Source organism: Qipengyuania sp. MTN3-11 (genome assembly GCF_042851825.1).
In the GTDB taxonomy this organism is placed as follows: domain Bacteria; phylum Pseudomonadota; class Alphaproteobacteria; order Sphingomonadales; family Sphingomonadaceae; genus Qipengyuania.
The window spans coordinates 1-16,710 of the sequence record NZ_BTGM01000005.1 but is presented as its reverse complement, the minus strand read 5'-3'; the positions used below and the strand labels follow the sequence as shown (position 1 = coordinate 16,710).

Below are 16,710 nucleotides of genomic sequence, written 5' to 3'. Positions count from 1 at the left end.
CCTTAGAAGCGGATCGGCAGGCCGATGAAGAAAGCATGCGAGGACGTATCAAGGTGCTCGTATTCGACGCGCAGTTCGATACGAGGATCGAGCCGGATTTGAGCGCCCGTTCCGATCACGAAACTGTGCTGCCAATTCGTAGCATCCGCCACATTTGCTTGGTTGTCGATCTCGAATCGATCCCCTCCATAGCCGCCCTTGACGAAGAACATGACACGCTCTGCGGCCAAAAGTCCGACCTTGCCTGTCAGTCGATAACCAAACCGCGAGTTCTGCTGATATCGAGCGCCGTTGACGAACGCTTCGGGTGAGCCTCCTCCTACTTGGAGAGCACCTTCAACACCGACACGGAGCCGCTCGGACACCGCAAGGTCGTAACCGGCCATCCCGCCGCCACCGATCTGCCAGTCGCGAAAATAGCGACCGTCGGTGTCGCCAGACCGAAGGTCGGTCGTCTCGAGATAGAAGTGATGCTCGAGCGCTCCTACGAATGGTCCGGCGTATGGTCCTTCGAATGGCGCCGCCTGTGCTTGTGCACCAGAAGCCGTCAGAGCCGCAGCCATCGCGGCAACTGCTCCCGCTAAGCGAAAAGAGATCATGAACTCGACCTTTCCTTGCGCCCGGAACATCCCAGGCGTATGGTTTCCATCGCACGGACATTTCTTTCTGTAAAACGAAAAGATCATTATGCAGGACAGCTACGATCTCCCGCCACGCAAAGCAATGGCTTGTTGCTGGGCCTCAGCATTCTTCGCTCTGATCGCAATCATTACCTTCGCCACGCTGATCGCAATGATCGCAATAACCGGAGATCCGATGGCGAAATGGGTTTGCAACACCACGAGAGATTGCGGCTTCGTCGATGGTTCGCAGGCATTTCTGGACGCAGAAGAGTGGCAAGCGATGTCGAGATCTCCGGCCGCCGCCAACCGTTTTGCAGACTACGTCGCGCGGTGGCCGATCAAGATCGGCGGAGCGGTCTTGTCCATTCTTTCGACATTCCCGTTCGCTCTGCTCATGTTCGCGGTAGCGATGGCGCTGCGTGCCTTCGGGACAGCAAGAGGGATCGCGAGTGGTATACGATGGATGCGCCTGGCTGGCTGGGCAGCGATCGGTGCGGCGCTTGCGTCTCCTCTCATTGGCCTCCTGTGGAGCGTCCTACTCCTGCCTGGCACCCCTCATGGGCCAGGCTTCCGTATCGAAATCGACAGCGGACCACTGATGTTGCACCTCCTGCTCGCTTTCGCATCTTTCGCAGTCGTCTGGGCACTCGATGCCGGCCTTAGAGCGCAGCGCGATCTGGCCGAGATCGTCTGATGCCGATCATCGTGAATCTTGATGTCATGCTCGCGAAGCGGAAGGTACGATCGAACGAACTGGCGGCCGCGATCGGCATCACGGAAAGCAATCTTTCGCTATTGAAGTCCGGCAAGGTGAAGGGGGTCCGGTTCGGCACCTTGGCGGCCATTTGCCGGTATCTCGAATGCAAACCAGGCGACATTCTCGACTACGAACTATCGGATGATGACGTGTCTGCGTGATCGCATCGCGAGTGTCGAGAGATAGGCTTTGGAATGACTGGTCCGATTCCGCTCCGGCACACTGGATCGAAAGCGCCTGGATCTGGAACGGTAGGCGACTATCCGTCTTTGGCGCTGTCCAGATCACTTGCATTGAACGCGTAGTCGAGAAGATCGCCTGGGCGGCACTCCAACACCGCACACATTCGGGCCAGCGTCGCGAACCTTATGCCGCGAACCTTGCCGGAACGGAACAGCGACAATTGGGTCTCGCTTATACCTATCCGCATCGCCAGCTCCTTTCCTGTCATCCCGCGTTCTGAAAGAAGATGATCGAGCGTAATACGGACCGGCATCAGAAGAACTCATCCAGTTCCTGGCGCATATCTTCAGCTTGTCCCATGAGGTTCGCGAGCACTACCATAAGCAGTCCGACGAGACCCACTGTAATCGCCGGCGGATCGAACGCGGCCAGCGCGCCCTTCGCCGGTCCGAGGAATAAGCGCCAGAACCATGGCGTGAGAAATACGCTTGCAAAACCACCGCAGGCGAGCGCCAATCCAAGGCGGTGAAGCAGCAAAGGCAGCACTCGACCAAAAATCTCGCCGGCAGCCAGTCGAGCGAACGCCATTCGTATCGTCCATACGCCCGCCAGATAGAACAGAACCGGAAGGCGATACGGGATAGCAAAAGCGAGATACCGCGCGAAGTCGTCCGATTGCGCGGAAAGCGTCACGTCGATCGCGAGCACCAGCACGAAGCTAAGCATCAGGACGGTCGCCAGCGTTCGGAGCCAAGCACAGCGACGTCGAATGGATGTGCGTTCTCGATCCATAATTTAACCTTGACTTAAATTGCAGCGGCCGAGATATCTTTAGCTCTAAGTTAAAGAATCGCAAGGGAGCGGCTCGGTGTTTGCAATCGAAACGAGGGGTGTCACCAAGCGGTTCGTTCGCAGGTGGGCGGTTGAAAACCTGGACCTTCGTGTTCCGACCGGCAGCGTGTTCGGCTTTCTCGGGCCCAACGGCGCTGGAAAGACAACGACCATGCGAATGCTGCTCGGGCTATTGCGACCGGACGACGGCTCGATACGAATAATGGGACACGATCTCGCCAAGCATCGCGAAGTCGCGCTGACGGGCGTCGGAGCATTGATCGAAAGCGCGTCGCTTTACGAGCATCTGAGTGGGCGCGCCAACCTTGAACTGACACGTGGTTTGCTGGGCCTGCCCCGAAGTGAGATCGAGCGGGTCCTGGATGTGGTGGACATGGGTCCAGCCGCGAATCAACTGGTGCGCGCCTACTCGATGGGGATGAAGCAACGGCTCGCGCTGGCCCGAGCGATGCTAGGGGCGCCCCGCCTCCTGCTGCTGGACGAGCCGACCAATGGTCTCGATCCCGAAGGTATCGTCGCCATGCGAAAGCTCATCCGCGAGTTACCTGACCGAATTGGCGGCACTGTCTTCGTCTCGAGCCATTTGCTCACCGAGGTGGAGCAGATCGCACAGGATGTCTGCCTGTTGCGCGCCGGACGAATGGTGCTGGAAGGATCGGTGCACGATTTGCTGAATTGCGAAGCGCAATGGGATTTCGGCGTCGACCGTGCCGAGACCGGTGCTGCGATCCTGACGGCCGCCGGAATGGATGCCGCGTCGCTAGGGCAGCGCATTCTCCGTCTCAACGCGGTCGAAGGGGGTAGCGAGCAGGTGGTCCAAGCCAATCGCCTTCTGGTCGAAGGCGGCGTTGCGGTTTGCGTGATTTCGCCGCGCAAGCGAAGCCTGGAAGATCTTTATCATGACGCGCTTTCTTCGGAAGTGATCGAGATTTCGAACGAAGAGGAAAAACACGTCGCATGATCGCCTTGATGAGAGCGGAATTCCAGAAGCTGCACGGTTCTCTGGCGCTGCTGGTGGCCGTGGCTGCGCCAGCATTGCCAGGCTTTCTCGCAATGTTGGCTTTGCTGACGAACGATGAGCCGGCATCGTGGTCAGACAGTTTCCGCTTTGCTTTACCCCTATGGTGCCTGTTCCTGGCGCCTATGGTCATTGCTGCCTTCACAGCTCTTGCGGCTCAAATCGAACATCGCGGGCGAGGTTGGGATCATCTGCTCACGCTGCCAATTCCTGGCTGGCAAATCTACGCTGCCAAGACCGCAGTGATCTTTGTTGCTGCCTCGATGATGAGCGTGCTCGTAATCGGCTTCACTGTGCTGGGCACGCTTATCGGCGGTGAATTTGGGAGCGCGCTGCCGCAGGAGCCATTCCCATGGCGTAATCTCGCGTGGCAGACTCTGCTGATCTTCGCCTCCACCGCCGCTTTGGTCGCACTGCAGTCCTGGATCGCTCTGCGTTTTGCGAACTTCGTCATCCCGCTTGTTCTCGGGATCAGTGGGACGCTCGTCGCCATGGCCGTCATGATGACACGCACACAACAGGCCGACTGGTTCCCGTGGGTCCTCCCCTACAAGGCACTGATCGAACCCGAGCCCGTCCCTTACGCCGTCGCCGGTGCTGTCGGCGGGCTATTCATCATCATTATCATGATTGTGGATCTCTCGAAACGAGAAGTCCGATGACAATCGTTAGGCCGGACGTCCTTCACCTAATTAGCCGAGGCTAATCTTGTTATTTTAAATGTAGGTTCTGGTATGAACGTTTCCAACTCTGCGGACCGCCTATGGCTAGCAGGTCCGGCTGCAGCTGCCCTGTTCTTTGTAAGCTTGATCGGCTTCGCCGTAGCGCGAGCGGATGGGTATTCGCACGCGACCAAGGCAGTGAGTGAACTGGGCGCAATCGGGGCTCCGTTCGCACTGGCATTCAACGTGGTCGGCTTCATCCTGCCAGGCTTTCTGATTGTGGTTTTCGCGTTTCGCTTCATGCAGAAAAGTGACCGCAAGCTCGGACCGATGCTGCTCGCCATGTCGGGAGCCTGTCTAGCTATAGCGGGTTTCGCGCCGGCTGACATGCTCGATAAGGAAGCCCTCACCACGATAATGCATACTGTCGGGGCCATAGGGTCGGGCGTATTCTGGGTAATTGCTCTGTTTTGGGTTGGGCCACTTTTGCACGAACGGTTCGGACTACAAACCTGGGGGCGGGTAACACCTTGGTTCAGTCTGTTCCTCGTGGCTAATGTTGGTTGGCAGGTGGCATTTCGGATGACCGGTATCGTTATGCCAGGGTGGGGTCAGCGCATTGCCTTTTTAGGGTATTTTTTGTGGTTTGCTATGACGGGGTTGCTTTTATGGCGCCATGCTGCGGGCGAGCGTCGAACTGCGAGCATGGACGTATGAGCGCGCAGTATAACCGCATCGGTGAAACCTATTCCAGGAACCGAAAGGCCGATCCGCGGATCGGTCAGTTGATTACGTCAGCTCTCGGAGATGCGAAGACCGTCATCAACGTCGGAGCAGGAACGGGTTCTTATGAGCCCACCGATCGCGACGTCATCGCAGTAGAGCCTTCCGAGAAAATGATCGCGCAGCGATCGTCGTCATCGGCTCCGGTTATATGTGCGTCGGCCGAAAGCCTGCCGTTCGATGACGACAGTTTTGATGCCGCGATGGCGATCCTGACAATTCATCATTGGAGCGATCAAGACAAAGGCCTTCACGAACTCAGGCGCGTGGCCAGTAAGCGTATCGTCATGCTGACCTTCGACCCGGACGCTCGCCCATGGCCGACGCGTTACTTCCCGAAGCTCGCCGAACTCGATGCTGTAGCCATGCCGAGCATAGACAGTCTGACGCGGCGCCTCGGCAAATGCGAGGTTCGGATCGTCCCAATCCCTCATGACTGCCAAGACGGCTTTCTTTACGCATATTGGCGTCGACCCGAAGCCTATCTCGACAAGGCTCTGCGATCAGGCAGTTCATCCTTCTGGAAGATCGGCGATGTCTCGGCGGGGCTCAGCGATCTCGAAAGCGATCTCAAGACCGGCGATTGGCATCGTAGCCATCCGGATCTGCTGGATCAGGAAACCTACGATGCGGGGTATCGCCTGATCGTTGCCGAACTCTAATATTCGCTGATCTGTCATAAAGGGGGAAACAACATGCTCAGGCTTTTAGCCACTCGTTTTGGGTTCGTGCTTCGCGATGGCTTTCGGATATGGCTGCTAGCACCCGTTATTCCCGCCCTGATCGTATTGCCGGAATTCGCTCAGCATGTCGTAGAAATACAGATCGGAATGTTCAATAGTCGCGAGGCTGGACAGGCCCTGGCGAACGATCCCGTGCGCTGGGCGTTCGGCTATGCCAAGCTCGCCGGACTGGCTCTTGCAATCCTGGCCACCGTGCGATTTTGGGGAGCTACCAGCAATGGGGGTTATTGGTGGGATCTGCGCTCGATCGCGTGGAAGAACATCCTGATCGCTTTCGGATTGATTGCGTTGACGGGCCTTCCCGGCCTCCTCTTGGAAGATAGAGTCGGTGAACAAACCACGGGGCTGATCAACACAGCGCTGGGGCTCGCGACTTTGCCACTGATCGTTCTCCTGGTGCATGGATTGTCGGGAAACCGCGCTGCAAGCCTGCGAAGCGTCTTTCGTCACGACTGGTTTGCCGCTGTCCGTGTCGTTGTCTTTACAGCGCTAGTCTGGATCCCCCTTCAGTATCTTCACGGAAAGAACCACGACTGGGCATTCGATGCGCCCGATGCGCTAGTCTGGGCGCTGATGATATTCGACAGCATCATCGTTGGGCTTATCGCTACGCTTGCTGGAACCGCGATCCACCATGGTTCACTACCTCTGCGAACAAAGCCAACCTCTTTGCACGAAGGTTCGCCCACGAAAGCGGAAACGCGCGAGTGAATTGGCGGCCCTATGTATCATCGCGTAGCGAAAAGACCTGACTTGGGCCGTCAGCTGCCTGTCCGCTTTTGGCAGACGAACGGTCTAAAGCTGCCGTTCGGCTAGCGACGACTTTGCGGACTTTCCCGCGCTCAATCATCGGCAGCTTGCGCTCTTAGTAATCCATGTTGGTGTGGCGTTCCCATTCGCGGCCAAGCTGATCAACAAGCACCTCCACGGCTTCGGCGCCCTCCCGAATTGCCTCGCCATAGAGTCCCACGCTCTCGGCATCGTATTGAGGGTCGATGCCCCAGCGCACGAACTCGTTGGGAAGCTGGAAAGGGCCGGTGGTCAGCAGCGTATCCACCGCATCAAACAGCGCGCAAGTCTCGGCGTGGGTCGCTGCCGGAATCGGAACGAAGCTCAACTGAACGCGTCCGCGGTAACGCGACAGGTTCGCAGGTATCGCACCCACGCCGGGCAGGTGGAAATAAAACGCCCCGCCGTCGCTCTCGATGCCGCCATGAGCCAACGGATTGCGGATCTTCGCTTTCACCTCCCGTAGTTTGCCAAGAAGATCACCTGCGACCCTGTCCATGCTGCCGTCGAAGAGCGCCACCAGGCGATCGTCCCATGGCGCGGCTACGAAAGCGTTGAACCCGCCTGCTGCAATCGGTTTCCCGACAAACGCCCGCAGGATCAGCATGCGATGTTCGAGCCGGCTGAACCAGGCGTCGACCATCGCGCCCGACGCGAAGAAGCCCTTCTGCTCAGCGTGCCCCGCCAGGTTCATTTGCTCGACCACCTCCGTCAAGATGCCCATGGTGGCTGATTTTTTCGTCGCTCGCCTGCGCTTGCCAGCAGGGCTGGGCCTGAACGCGAACGCTTCGTCCGCGAGCCCACGGAAGTAGAAATATCGCCCGTCGTGAAGCGACATTCGATTCTCGAGCGTCAGCCTACCCTCGGCGATCTGGGACTCAGCATAGCGCTTGAGCAAAGGCTCGAGCAGCTTGAGCGAAGCTGACAATTGCCCACTGACACGGTCAAGCAACTTGAGCGAAACGCCGCGCCGCGCCATAATCCGGCATCCGAATTTTTGCAGCTCGAAGACGAACGGCTCGGCCTCAACCGTGGCATAGATCGACCAGCGCACCTTTCGCCAGCACCGCTCGAGGCATAGCCCATGATCGTCCGCAGCCCGAATAGGACGAGCTCCGGCACGGGAAAGCGTGTGCGATCCGGTTGATGCGGCGCCAGATCGTAATAGGACACGTTATCGGGCAGGCCGCTTGCGAAGCCACGAAGCGCCTTCGCCATGCGCCCCCTCAGAACCGCGACGCGCTCATTCGCAGCGGCCACCCCTGCCGCTAAATCGGGTATGGTGCTGCTCACCCGGGGTCGCGTGCCGGGTAATGGGTCAGCACAAACCGTCCAGTCCCTTCGAGGATCGCGTCGATCTCAGTCATCGCATGTTTGATCTGCACGTCGGACATGTAGATGATCCAGGTCTCGCCAGCCGAGGTCGAGCGGTCGAACCACTCGGCTGGCCAAGCTTTGTCGATGATAAGCTGCTCGAACTTCTGTCGCTCTGGCTTTGGCCACTCGAAGCCATGGTGGAACATCTTGTTGCGGTACTTGAATAGCGCGTCGAGCGATCGCCCGTAATCGGCAGGAAGGTAGGAGGCGAGCCCGGTGCTTTCCGCGAGCTGGACGATACCGCGCGAAATGTCCTTACTCTTGCCCCGCGCTCCGTAGACGAAATGCGGGTCCCAAAAATCGGGATCGCCGACATGGACGGCGCGAGGGCCCGTGGGCGTAACCGGCGCTATCGGCGGCCGGAAGCCTGCGATGCCGCGAAAAATCGCAACGAACAGCGACTCCAGCATCGGTGCGAGCATTCCGATCGCTGCCATACTATGAGCAGCATCCTGAAACACCGAGCCGTGGAGATGGTCTACCCACCTGTTCTCCAGATGCATGCCATAATCGCCGGACGCCTTGGTCGCACGCTCCCGCATTGCGTCGATTTCACGATCGAGCGCTTCGTCGGCGGCGTTGTTGCGACGGAGTATGTCTCTCACCGCGAGCATTTGCGCTTCCAAATCGACTTCTTCGAGCAGAAGCACGGCATAATCGCGATTGGTCAGTCCGAACATCGTTTCCATTCCAAGAAAATATTGCGCGCAGCAGCGGGATGGGCCCACCCTCAGCAGGCTGAAGATGGCAGACACAGGACTGAAGTTGAAGAGATGAAACAATCGGGAGGAAATCAACGCGGAACGGCGACCACCACGCCCGCCAAGCCTGACCTGACCGGCGCGGCCGCCGCGCTGGCCGGCTACGACTATCAGGTCGATGTCTCGATACTCGCGGCGATAAGGCTGATGCTGGTCAGCAAGTCCGCGAATCGCATCACGCTGGAACCTGCCAATCAGGACGACTTGGAAGCTGACCTCGCGCCGGACTGCCCGGGTAGAGTCGAACCCCGGACGACGCTGACGAACGGCCATCGCCTGATAATCCAAGTCAAGCGGCGGTCGGGCGAGCCCTGGTCGATCGCCGACTTTGACGCACTGCTCAACCACGGCAAGAAGCGGCGGCCTGCTCGCACCCACCTCGCCGATCCGAAGGTCCGCTATCTTCTCGTCACCAGCGCCGCCGCCAAGGGGGTCGCGATGGATCTTGAGGTGGATGGGTTCGAGGAACCGGCCGACAAGGACAAGTTTCCCGCCTCGCTGATCGGCACGCTGTCGGCCGACGCCGCGGGCCGCGTCGCGATCTGGGCCGGGCTGTCGGAAGACTTGCTCGCGCTAAGGCTCCGCGAGGTGATGACCGATCTGCTTCACGTGCCCGCGATGCGCCAGCCCGACCTGCTGGCCGCGCTGCGGGCGCAAGCGGAAGCCCGCATGCGGCTCGGTACTCCCGGCACGTGGACCCGCGAAGATCTCCTCGCCACCGTTCGCCAACATGGCGGACACCTGGCGAGTTCCGCGAGCCTCGAAGCGTTCGTTCCTCCATCGAATTTCGAGCAGATGGAAGAGCTTCTCGCCGCGCGAAACGCGATCATCATCAAAGGCCCCTCAGGCACGGGCAAGACCGAGGCAGCGCGCAAGCTTTGCGAGAATGCGCGCAAGCGCAACGGCGCGCTTGAACTGGTGGTCATCAAGCCGACCGATGCGCCAGCCTCAACGCGCAGGCTCGTCGATACCGGTCCCACCCTTTTCTACATCGAGGACCCGTGGGGGCAGTACAGCCTGCTCGGAGGCTCGGAAGCCTGGACCGAGCAGTTGCCGCGGCTGCTGCTCGACTATGCCCGCCCCGACCACCAGTACGTCATCACCACGCGCACCGACATGCTCACCGCCGCTCAAGCGGGTGACGACCTCAAGCATTGGTGGATCGAGCTGGACAGCGACCGCTATAAAGAAGGCCAGCTCGCCCGGATCTACGATCAACGTCTGAAACTCCTGCAGGTCGATATGCAGGATAAGGCGCTGACGTTCCGCGGCAACGCGCTCAACACGTTAACGACCCCGCTTCAGGTGTCGCTCTATTTCGGTCAGCTCGCGAAAGGCCCCGAACCGGGCGAAAGCGATGCCGATTTCCTGCACCGCCTTCTTAGGCTTTCGGACCGTGAGGCGGTTGCCGGCGAGGTGAACCGCTATCTCAAGGAGCTTGATGGCGAGGGGCTCGCCTCGGTCATCTGGGCGCTGATCGTCGCGAGGGGGCAGTTTGATCGCGAACAGCTGGTTGCCGTGCGCCGGCTTCTCCGTCGAGCGCAACCGGCCCTAGGCGATGGCCTCGAAGGAGTCGTGGACCGTCTGGTTGCGGCCAATCATCTCCGCCAGCCGGACCAGACGGTGGCTTTTGCCCATCCAAGCGTCCGTCAAGGGTTTGAAGCATTCATCAAGCGCAACTGGTTCCGCAGCGAAGATGCGATCAGGACGCTGATCAAAGCGCTCACGCAGCTAACCGGGAGCTTTCGCGACTGGGGCCTCGAGACCGCCGCGCTAGTGGTCCAAGCGGCTCGAACTCTAAGCCGCCAGGTTGGAGGGCTCGATCAAGCATTCGAGATCGATGAAAGCGAACAGGATGCGATCGATGCGTGGCTCGATTCAGGATTGCTGGAGCCCGGAGCGGTTTTTCCGTCGCTGTTGCAGCTGGCATCGGACATCGGTTCGGCCAAGTCGGTACCCAGCGAAGTCGCGCGATGGCTGTTGACCGGCGTCCGGCGCGGCGGGGAAATGTTCCTGACCACTTGGAAACCGCCGGTGTTCGAGGACGATTGGTACGTGCGGATCGCGGCAGATCCGCGCACCAAGGATATCGCCGCCCGCTTCGTTCGCGAAGGGCTCCCATTTGAACGCTCGACTTACGGACCGCAGTTTGCGTTTGCGCTGGACCGGCTTGCGACCGATCTCACGCCAGCCTTTGTCGACGCCGCCAATATCATGATGGGCGGCGGCTTCGACAGCAATGTCCAGGCGGTCGCGAACGGCGCAGCTCGCGATCTGCAGGCCTACGAAGCGGTACTGTCCGCAGCACTGGACGATCTTGCGGCTGTATCGCTCGATCATGCAACCCGGGGCGCGTCGCAGTGGCGAGCGATCGAGGACGGCGAACTCGACGCTGGTGCGGAGGAATATTATCGCGACGCGCACGAGGATGATGGCTACGCCTCGGGCGTGTTCGTCGATGCCTATATTGAGGCGAAGCGGACGGTGCGCGATTGGCGTGATATCCGCGATCATCGCCGAAACACGAAACTGGTCTGGAACTGGTCAAGATCGATTGCCTGTTCCCGCAAGGAGGCCGCGGAGGACGAAGTTCGCGCGCTCTTGGCCTTGGCGCGTGATACCAATGACGAGCATCAGGCTTGGTGGGCTGCGCGTGAGCAATGGCGACCGGGTTTCGCGGACCTGCTGGAGGAGCGGCTCCTCGCCCACCCGCGCGATACGCAATTGCGCTCCGAGCTTGCGTACACCGCGCTTCTCAAATCGAAGAGCACGCTTGTCGCTGCGTTGTCTACTCTCAACGATCCGGTCGATCGAGTGAGCCTGGTCGTCGATACGCTGCGGGCAATCGACCGCACGGATTCAAAGGGGCGCGCGCTGCGACGCCGCGCGCTCGCCTCCAAGCTTGACGCGACGCTGGCAGAGCTCATTGAAGCCCTGCCGAGGAAACGGACATCGGCGCGCGGTGTGGGGCCGACCACACTTGCTTTGCTCGAAACGGCGGCCTCCTCGGCCCCACCGGATATCCTTGCCACGATTGTGCCCGTGATGCTCGCCAGCGGCAGCAAGCCCAGCGGCGTCATCACGCGTTGGCTTGATGAGACCCAGGACAAGGATTTCGCGGTATCGGCCGTCGAAGCAGCGTTAGCGATCAAGGACGATACGGTCCTCGAGCGTGCCTTGCGCCATCCGCGCGCGGACGCCCGGCGCGCTGCCTTGCAAGCCCTCGCGCCCCGACTTCCGGAAGATTTGCCCGACGGCGTGCTCGCTCTGGCGAGGGACCCGGGAAGCAAGGTGCGTCGCGCAATGGTGCAAGTGCTCGCATCGCGCGTACACCCAGAACACCTTAAACTTCTGCTAGACCTTACCAATGATCGCTGGTCAGATGCCGATCAGCGCTATGATGAACCGGAATCCCTGCCGATCGCGCGCGAAGCGGTCGAAGCGCTCGACGCCTATTCGGCGCTATCGGATGCGGACTGCGACAGGTTGCTCGCGCTTGCGGAAGAGACCCGAGACAGGCTCCTCAGCGCCTTCGCATTGATCATTGCCGCTGCGAAGGGCAGCGCTAGCACGCGCGAGAAAATCTGGGCGATTGCGAGCCGACCCGCGGCGAAATGGGTGCGTCTTGACGCTCTCGACGCGCTCGCCGACAGTCCCCTGGTCGAAGCGTCGATTGTCGCACAGGTGACTCCGGAACTGGTTATGGCGCTGCCGCACATCGTCGCCATCCCCGCCGTCACACTCGTAGCCTCTCACGCGCCGGTCGGCACTGCTGTGTCGATGCTCGAACGAATTGCCAGCGCCAATCGGCACAGGGCGCTGCTTCTCATTGGCGCTCTCGGCCTTCAGTCGCGAGATCTTCAAGCAGCAGCGCATGTGCTCGAGTTGCTCGGGCCCAATCATCCTGCCGCGACATTGCTTTCCTCAGCGGCCCCGTTGCCGCCAAACGCTCTTGACGACCTAGGCCCAGCGATGTTGCGCAAGCATGTCAGAGCAAAACTTGGAATTCGTATCGCACAGCCGACGCCCGTTGGAGACTGATGTCTTGCAAGGAACGACATATGCTTAAGCCCCGCTGAGACATGCGGTTGCGGTGGTGCGCCGCTTGCGAATTGCGGTTGGAATGATTCCGAGCCCGTCCGCTTGAATCGATCGACGCGAGCTCCGGCGGTTGATGTCAATGCAGTGCCGGAAAATCGAAGCCTGAAAATTAAGCGCGAGATACTACCCCGACAATCTGGGCGGCGTCGATCAAATCTTGGCCGCCTTACGCTCAAGGCTGCCATCCGCAGCAATAACCCTCAGCGATTGCTGACCGTCGATTGCTCCGCCCTTGGGTGAACTATTGGCGGCTTGCGGGCAAATTGATGATCCGACGGACGTCGGAAATCAGGGCGCATGGCTGACCGGCAACTCACGCCGCTAGCGGCCTCGCGACCTCGGCCGTTTGCTTGTCTGACTGCTTAGGATCAATTTTAACACGAAAGCGGCCAGTCTATCGCCTGCTGATCGACCGAATTATGGAGCGCCAGAAGGTCAGGCTGTGTCAGGTCCGCCGTTTACGCCTAGCCAGCCGACGACGCCGCAGCATTTCCGCCGGCTCCATCCGCCAACCCGACATCGTCCCCGGCGGCTTTAGCCCACGGCTGACCCTCACCGGGAACGGGCACCGCCTCCCCGATAGGGATGAAGTCGTCGAGCGCGGCGCTGGCCTCCGCTTTAGTTGGGTCGAGTGGACGGCTGAGCAACAAAGGCCGCTCGCTCAGCACGCCCTTGCCGAAAGCGAGGAAGTTAAGAAAGCGCAGGTTGGGAATGCTACGAACATAGGCGCTGTCATAGATATTGAGGAGGAATTGCAGACTGGTTTGGTCGACCAGAGCATGGGTTAGGAAGGTATTGCACTGGGACAGGATGGTCTTGCTTACCAAAGCGGTACGCTGCGAAACGATGAACAGCCCGACGCCGTATTTGCGGCCCTGCAGTGCGATCTGGCCGATTTTGTTGACGACGTGCTGGGTGTCGTAGTCGAAGCCAGCGCCTGCCGTTTCTGGGATGATCGTATGGGCTTCCTCCAACACGATCAAGATGCGGCGGCTTTTGCGGTTCGCGCGGGCCCAGAGCATGATCTCCGAGAGGAAGAGCTCGGTGGCCAACAAAGTTGCCCGGGTATTCGTCACCTCGGCGACTTCAAACAAGCCGATCGCCGAACCGGCTTCGCGTAGGAAAATGTCGACCTGCTTGCGGGCATCTTCCCGGATGGACTCCATGAAGTCGCGCAGCAGCTTTTTCTCGTCGCCCGCCTTGAACGCGCCCGTTTCCACTGCAAACAGTTTCTCCTCGAGCTCGTCGGCCTTGTTCTTGCGCAGCCCGATCGCTGCAGGCGCGAGATCGGCAAGGCGCTTTCGGTACTCGCCGGTCAGGTCGACGCAGAAGATCTTGGTGCCCTGAACATGGGCTTCGCGGATCAAGTCGAGGACAAGTTCGGTCTTACCCGTGCCGGTCACGCCGAGAATGGCAGTATGATAAGCAATCATCTCCGGTAGCGATGCTTTGACTTGCATCGCAGTACCCGGGATTTCGCCGATAATGAACTCGCCGGGACGCACTTCGACCGCGTGCTGCGCCCCTTCGGCGAGCTTAAATACAGGCAGGTTCATTCTCGGCAGCCAGGCGAACTTCTGGAAACCCTTGTCGGGTGCCCATGTGCCCAACTGCGCTGCGTTAACGATGTGGGTGCCGCGTGGGTTCTGCTGGAAGCTTTCTTCGGTCGTGCTGGCGTTGATCACTTGGTAGAATACGCAATTCCCGTCGATCGAGCAGAACACGACCGAGCCTTCCTGAATTCCGGTGCGCTTGGACACTTCGAAGTGGATACTGGCGATATCCGAGCCTTCGACGACAAACCCGACTAACTCGGCATCGTCGCCCTGACCACACAGATCGCCGATCAGCCTTTTACGCGTCGTCAAATCGTCGATAGTGAAGACTACACCGGTAAGATGCGGCAGGTGGCCTGTCGGAGTCTCGGCGACGATTAGGCCGGTGCCGATGATCAGCTCGTCCTGGATGTGTGAGAAAAGCGGGATAACATAGCGGTGTGTGCCGCCGGCCAGAGCGGCAACATGCAGCCCAGCTTCCCACACCTCGGCACTGTTGACCTGAACACGAACGATATCGGGGTCGTCGACACGGACAATACGCCCGGCACTGTTAAGATTGCCAATTGCCCGCTCGGCGCGCCATTCATTCCACAATATCAGTAGGAACTCGATCGGCCGGATCAGCGCGAACAGCAACCACAAGGTGGTGAGGATCAGCAGATGACGCGGTTCGGTATAAAAGCCAAAGATGCTGATCAGCGCGGCGGTGCCGAAGATGAACGGCCCGCTCGAAAGGCGTTCGGCGAGCAGATAGCTGAACCGGCGCAGCGGCGATTGCTGGTTCTGCTCGACAAGCGCAGCGACGAGAGCCGCGACCCCGACCAATCCTGCATAGCCAATAGACGCGCCGCGGGCGAGTTCGAGCTCGAAGCTCGCCCCGGGCGCCGTGCTCAGGTCGAGCGTGAACAAGGCGGCCAGCGCGGCAACTGCTGCGCCCAGCGCATCGCGCGGCGGGCGGTACCAAGGTGCCGAAAGCAGTCCGAGCGTCCACCAGGCGACCGCCGAAGCAAGCCAGAGCGTTTCGCCATTGCCGGTGACATGCCAGCGGCCGGTCGCCCAAATATAAGCGAAATAAAAGATGGCAGTGTTGATCGCGAACGCGACAAAGCGTTGCGGCTGGGTGAGCGCGTCTCGCTTCATCGAAAGGATCGGCCAAGTCGCGGCATGCCGCCACGCTAGAATATGGCGGACGGATTGTCACGCCGATGGCTTGGCGGACAGGTCATCGCAGTAATCCCAATTCCATCGCATCGCTCCCAATGCGCGCCTGCGGCCATTTGCGGTCTGGTGGACTTCGGTCCTTTTCTGGGGTTGCAGCCGGTGCAGGCGACCGGTTGCTTGAGGGATTTTAGCTGGGCGTGGACGCCATTCACTAGGTAAGTCCAAATTTTACGGCAGCTTCCGGGAATCCAAAGGTATCAGCCCAACGACCGATTTTGGGGCGCCTTGCTGTCGGTCTCAAACTTTAACCGGTTCCTGCGTGTCCGGTTCTGGCAAAAAACCGGGCGACGCGGACATTCGACTTTCGCACCCGAGCAGCCGTTGGAATCGATCCAGATCGTTTTTAAAAGCTGAAAGCGAGCAGCATTGCGTGTTTGTTAGTCTTCGTTCGCTGATTTGGAGGTTGAGTTGAGAAAGATTACCGACGTCTCCGAGCTCGACGGACTATACGATCCGCCGGTACCCGCTGCTCTCGCCGAGGTGTCTAACGTTCTCACGCCGCTCTATCGCCGATGGATCGGTGCCGCCCGGTTCGTAGTGATATCGACTGTCGGCCCAGAGAGCACCGACGGTAGTCCACGAGGGGACGTCGATCCTGTTGCGCGTATCGGCGACGAAAAGACTATTTTCATCCCGGATTGGCGGGGCAACAACCGGCTCGATACGCTGCGGAACATCGTTTCCGACGGGAGAGCTAGTTTGATGTTCATGATTCCCGGTTGCGAGAACGTCGTTCGTGTGAACGGATCGGCTGTTGTTACGAACGACACAGATCTCCTCCGAACATTCGAGAAGGCGGGCAAGGCTCCCTGTACCGTAATTGCGCTGTCAGTCGGCGAAGTTTATTTCCAATGCGCAAAAGCCCTGATGAGATCGAAGTTATGGTCCGGTCAGGATTTGAGTAACGATGTGCCCACCGCCGGCGAATTTATTAGGGAATAGCAGGCGACGTTCGATGCCAAGAGCTACGACCGTGGCTATGGCGAATACGCGAAAAACCGTATGTTGTGATGTTGGCCAACACTGACCCTCACACTCAAGACAGCTCGAAAGGGATCGTCTGACCCATCAGGAATTGGCTGAATTTGGGCGGAACCTGAGCCGTAAGGAGACTGTCAGCTCGCGGGGCCCGACCTAACTATTCTGTTGAAGAAGTCGCCCCTTGCGGATGTTCGTGAAGAGTGTGAGTGCGGGAGCCTTCGTTTTGTTCAAACACCTGTGAGACGGCTTTGCACCTCAAATCAGCCTCCGTTGATGTCGAGGGAAATCTCATCGCTGTGG

At 59.5% G+C, this 16,710-nt stretch carries 15 protein-coding genes; 9 read left to right on the top strand and 6 right to left on the bottom strand.

Annotation, left to right across the window (positions count from 1 at the left end; all coding sequences use genetic code 11):
* Positions 1 to 2 precede the first annotated feature (2 nt).
* Complete coding sequence (locus tag ACGHN1_RS14525) at positions 3 to 599, bottom strand: outer membrane protein (RefSeq protein ID WP_390551594.1); 597 nt, start codon at positions 597 to 599, stop codon at positions 3 to 5.
* An 88-nt stretch (positions 600 to 687) separates the two neighbouring features.
* On the opposite strand from ACGHN1_RS14525, the gene ACGHN1_RS14520 reads away from it, so the two are divergent.
* Positions 688 to 1,317: a hypothetical protein gene (locus ACGHN1_RS14520; RefSeq protein WP_390551593.1), complete on the top strand. Its 630-nt coding sequence runs from the start codon at positions 688 to 690 to the stop codon at positions 1,315 to 1,317.
* Positions 1,317 to 1,541, top strand: a complete 225-nt coding sequence (locus ACGHN1_RS14515) for a helix-turn-helix domain-containing protein (RefSeq protein ID WP_390551592.1) — start codon at positions 1,317 to 1,319, stop codon at positions 1,539 to 1,541. Before ACGHN1_RS14520 ends, ACGHN1_RS14515 begins: the two co-directional genes overlap by 1 nt.
* Positions 1,542 to 1,639: 98 nt before the next feature.
* Here ACGHN1_RS14515 and ACGHN1_RS14510 read toward each other — a convergent pair whose 3' ends face one another.
* Together ACGHN1_RS14510 and ACGHN1_RS14505 are read right to left on the bottom strand one after the other, a co-directional pair.
* Positions 1,640 to 1,876 carry a helix-turn-helix domain-containing protein gene (locus ACGHN1_RS14510; RefSeq protein ID WP_390551591.1) on the bottom strand — a complete coding sequence of 79 codons (237 nt, stop codon included), beginning with the start codon at positions 1,874 to 1,876 and terminating at the stop codon, positions 1,640 to 1,642.
* On the bottom strand, positions 1,876 to 2,289 hold the full coding sequence (locus tag ACGHN1_RS14505; protein ID WP_390551590.1) for a DUF2975 domain-containing protein: 414 nt from the start codon (positions 2,287 to 2,289) through the stop codon (positions 1,876 to 1,878). The genes ACGHN1_RS14510 and ACGHN1_RS14505 overlap by 1 nt, the downstream gene beginning before the upstream one ends.
* 142 nt (positions 2,290 to 2,431) lie before the next feature.
* Here ACGHN1_RS14505 and ACGHN1_RS14500 point away from each other — a divergent pair, with 142 nt between their 5' ends.
* From ACGHN1_RS14500 to ACGHN1_RS14480, 5 genes are all read left to right on the top strand, one after another.
* Positions 2,432 to 3,376: an ABC transporter ATP-binding protein gene (locus ACGHN1_RS14500; RefSeq protein ID WP_390551589.1), complete on the top strand. Its 945-nt coding sequence runs from the start codon at positions 2,432 to 2,434 to the stop codon at positions 3,374 to 3,376.
* Positions 3,373 to 4,095 (top strand): ABC transporter permease, encoded by a 723-nt coding sequence (locus ACGHN1_RS14495; protein ID WP_390551588.1) that lies wholly within the window; start codon positions 3,373 to 3,375, stop codon positions 4,093 to 4,095. Before ACGHN1_RS14500 ends, ACGHN1_RS14495 begins: the two co-directional genes overlap by 4 nt.
* Positions 4,096 to 4,167: 72 nt before the next feature.
* Complete coding sequence (locus ACGHN1_RS14490) at positions 4,168 to 4,812, top strand: DUF998 domain-containing protein (RefSeq protein WP_390551587.1); 645 nt, start codon at positions 4,168 to 4,170, stop codon at positions 4,810 to 4,812.
* Complete coding sequence (locus ACGHN1_RS14485) at positions 4,809 to 5,540, top strand: class I SAM-dependent methyltransferase (RefSeq protein ID WP_390551586.1); 732 nt, start codon at positions 4,809 to 4,811, stop codon at positions 5,538 to 5,540. Before ACGHN1_RS14490 ends, ACGHN1_RS14485 begins: the two co-directional genes overlap by 4 nt.
* Positions 5,541 to 5,573: 33 nt before the next feature.
* The gene (locus ACGHN1_RS14480) at positions 5,574 to 6,332 is read left to right on the top strand and encodes a hypothetical protein (RefSeq protein WP_390551585.1); all 759 of its coding nucleotides are present in this window, start codon (positions 5,574 to 5,576) and stop codon (positions 6,330 to 6,332) included.
* A gap of 154 nt (positions 6,333 to 6,486) precedes the next feature.
* Here the strand turns inward: ACGHN1_RS14480 and ACGHN1_RS14475 are convergent, their stop codons facing one another.
* Together ACGHN1_RS14475 and ACGHN1_RS14470 are read right to left on the bottom strand one after the other, a co-directional pair.
* Complete coding sequence (locus ACGHN1_RS14475) at positions 6,487 to 7,464, bottom strand: hypothetical protein (protein ID WP_390551584.1); 978 nt, start codon at positions 7,462 to 7,464, stop codon at positions 6,487 to 6,489.
* 235 nt (positions 7,465 to 7,699) lie between these two features.
* Entirely contained in the window at positions 7,700 to 8,467 is a 768-nt protein-coding gene (locus tag ACGHN1_RS14470; protein ID WP_390551583.1) for a hypothetical protein, read from the bottom strand.
* Between the two features lie 93 nt (positions 8,468 to 8,560).
* Here ACGHN1_RS14470 and ACGHN1_RS14465 point away from each other — a divergent pair, with 93 nt between their 5' ends.
* Positions 8,561 to 12,589 (top strand): hypothetical protein, encoded by a 4,029-nt coding sequence (locus ACGHN1_RS14465; RefSeq protein ID WP_390551582.1) that lies wholly within the window; start codon positions 8,561 to 8,563, stop codon positions 12,587 to 12,589.
* Positions 12,590 to 13,113: 524 nt separating this feature from the next.
* On the opposite strand, the gene ACGHN1_RS14460 is transcribed toward ACGHN1_RS14465, so the two are convergent.
* Entirely contained in the window at positions 13,114 to 15,348 is a 2,235-nt protein-coding gene (locus ACGHN1_RS14460) for an ATP-binding protein (protein ID WP_390551581.1), read from the bottom strand.
* Positions 15,349 to 15,837: 489 nt separating this feature from the next.
* Here ACGHN1_RS14460 and ACGHN1_RS14455 point away from each other — a divergent pair, with 489 nt between their 5' ends.
* Entirely contained in the window at positions 15,838 to 16,371 is a 534-nt protein-coding gene (locus ACGHN1_RS14455) for an MSMEG_1061 family FMN-dependent PPOX-type flavoprotein (protein WP_390551580.1), read from the top strand.
* The last annotated feature ends 339 nt before the right edge of the window (positions 16,372 to 16,710 follow it).

Coding starts and splice junctions, on each gene's coding strand:
- ACGHN1_RS14495 (WP_390551588.1), top strand. CDS start 3,373: ATGATCGCCTTGATGAGAGCGGAATTCCAGAAGCTGCACGGTTCTCTG.
- ACGHN1_RS14470 (WP_390551583.1), bottom strand. CDS start 8,467: ATGTTCGGACTGACCAATCGCGATTATGCCGTGCTTCTGCTCGAAGAA.
- ACGHN1_RS14525 (WP_390551594.1), bottom strand. CDS start 599: ATGATCTCTTTTCGCTTAGCGGGAGCAGTTGCCGCGATGGCTGCGGCT.
- ACGHN1_RS14490 (WP_390551587.1), top strand. CDS start 4,168: ATGAACGTTTCCAACTCTGCGGACCGCCTATGGCTAGCAGGTCCGGCT.
- ACGHN1_RS14465 (WP_390551582.1), top strand. CDS start 8,561: ATGAAACAATCGGGAGGAAATCAACGCGGAACGGCGACCACCACGCCC.
- ACGHN1_RS14520 (WP_390551593.1), top strand. CDS start 688: ATGCAGGACAGCTACGATCTCCCGCCACGCAAAGCAATGGCTTGTTGC.
- ACGHN1_RS14485 (WP_390551586.1), top strand. CDS start 4,809: ATGAGCGCGCAGTATAACCGCATCGGTGAAACCTATTCCAGGAACCGA.
- ACGHN1_RS14505 (WP_390551590.1), bottom strand. CDS start 2,289: ATGCTTAGCTTCGTGCTGGTGCTCGCGATCGACGTGACGCTTTCCGCG.
- ACGHN1_RS14515 (WP_390551592.1), top strand. CDS start 1,317: ATGCCGATCATCGTGAATCTTGATGTCATGCTCGCGAAGCGGAAGGTA.
- ACGHN1_RS14510 (WP_390551591.1), bottom strand. CDS start 1,876: ATGCCGGTCCGTATTACGCTCGATCATCTTCTTTCAGAACGCGGGATG.
- ACGHN1_RS14480 (WP_390551585.1), top strand. CDS start 5,574: ATGCTCAGGCTTTTAGCCACTCGTTTTGGGTTCGTGCTTCGCGATGGC.
- ACGHN1_RS14460 (WP_390551581.1), bottom strand. CDS start 15,348: ATGAAGCGAGACGCGCTCACCCAGCCGCAACGCTTTGTCGCGTTCGCG.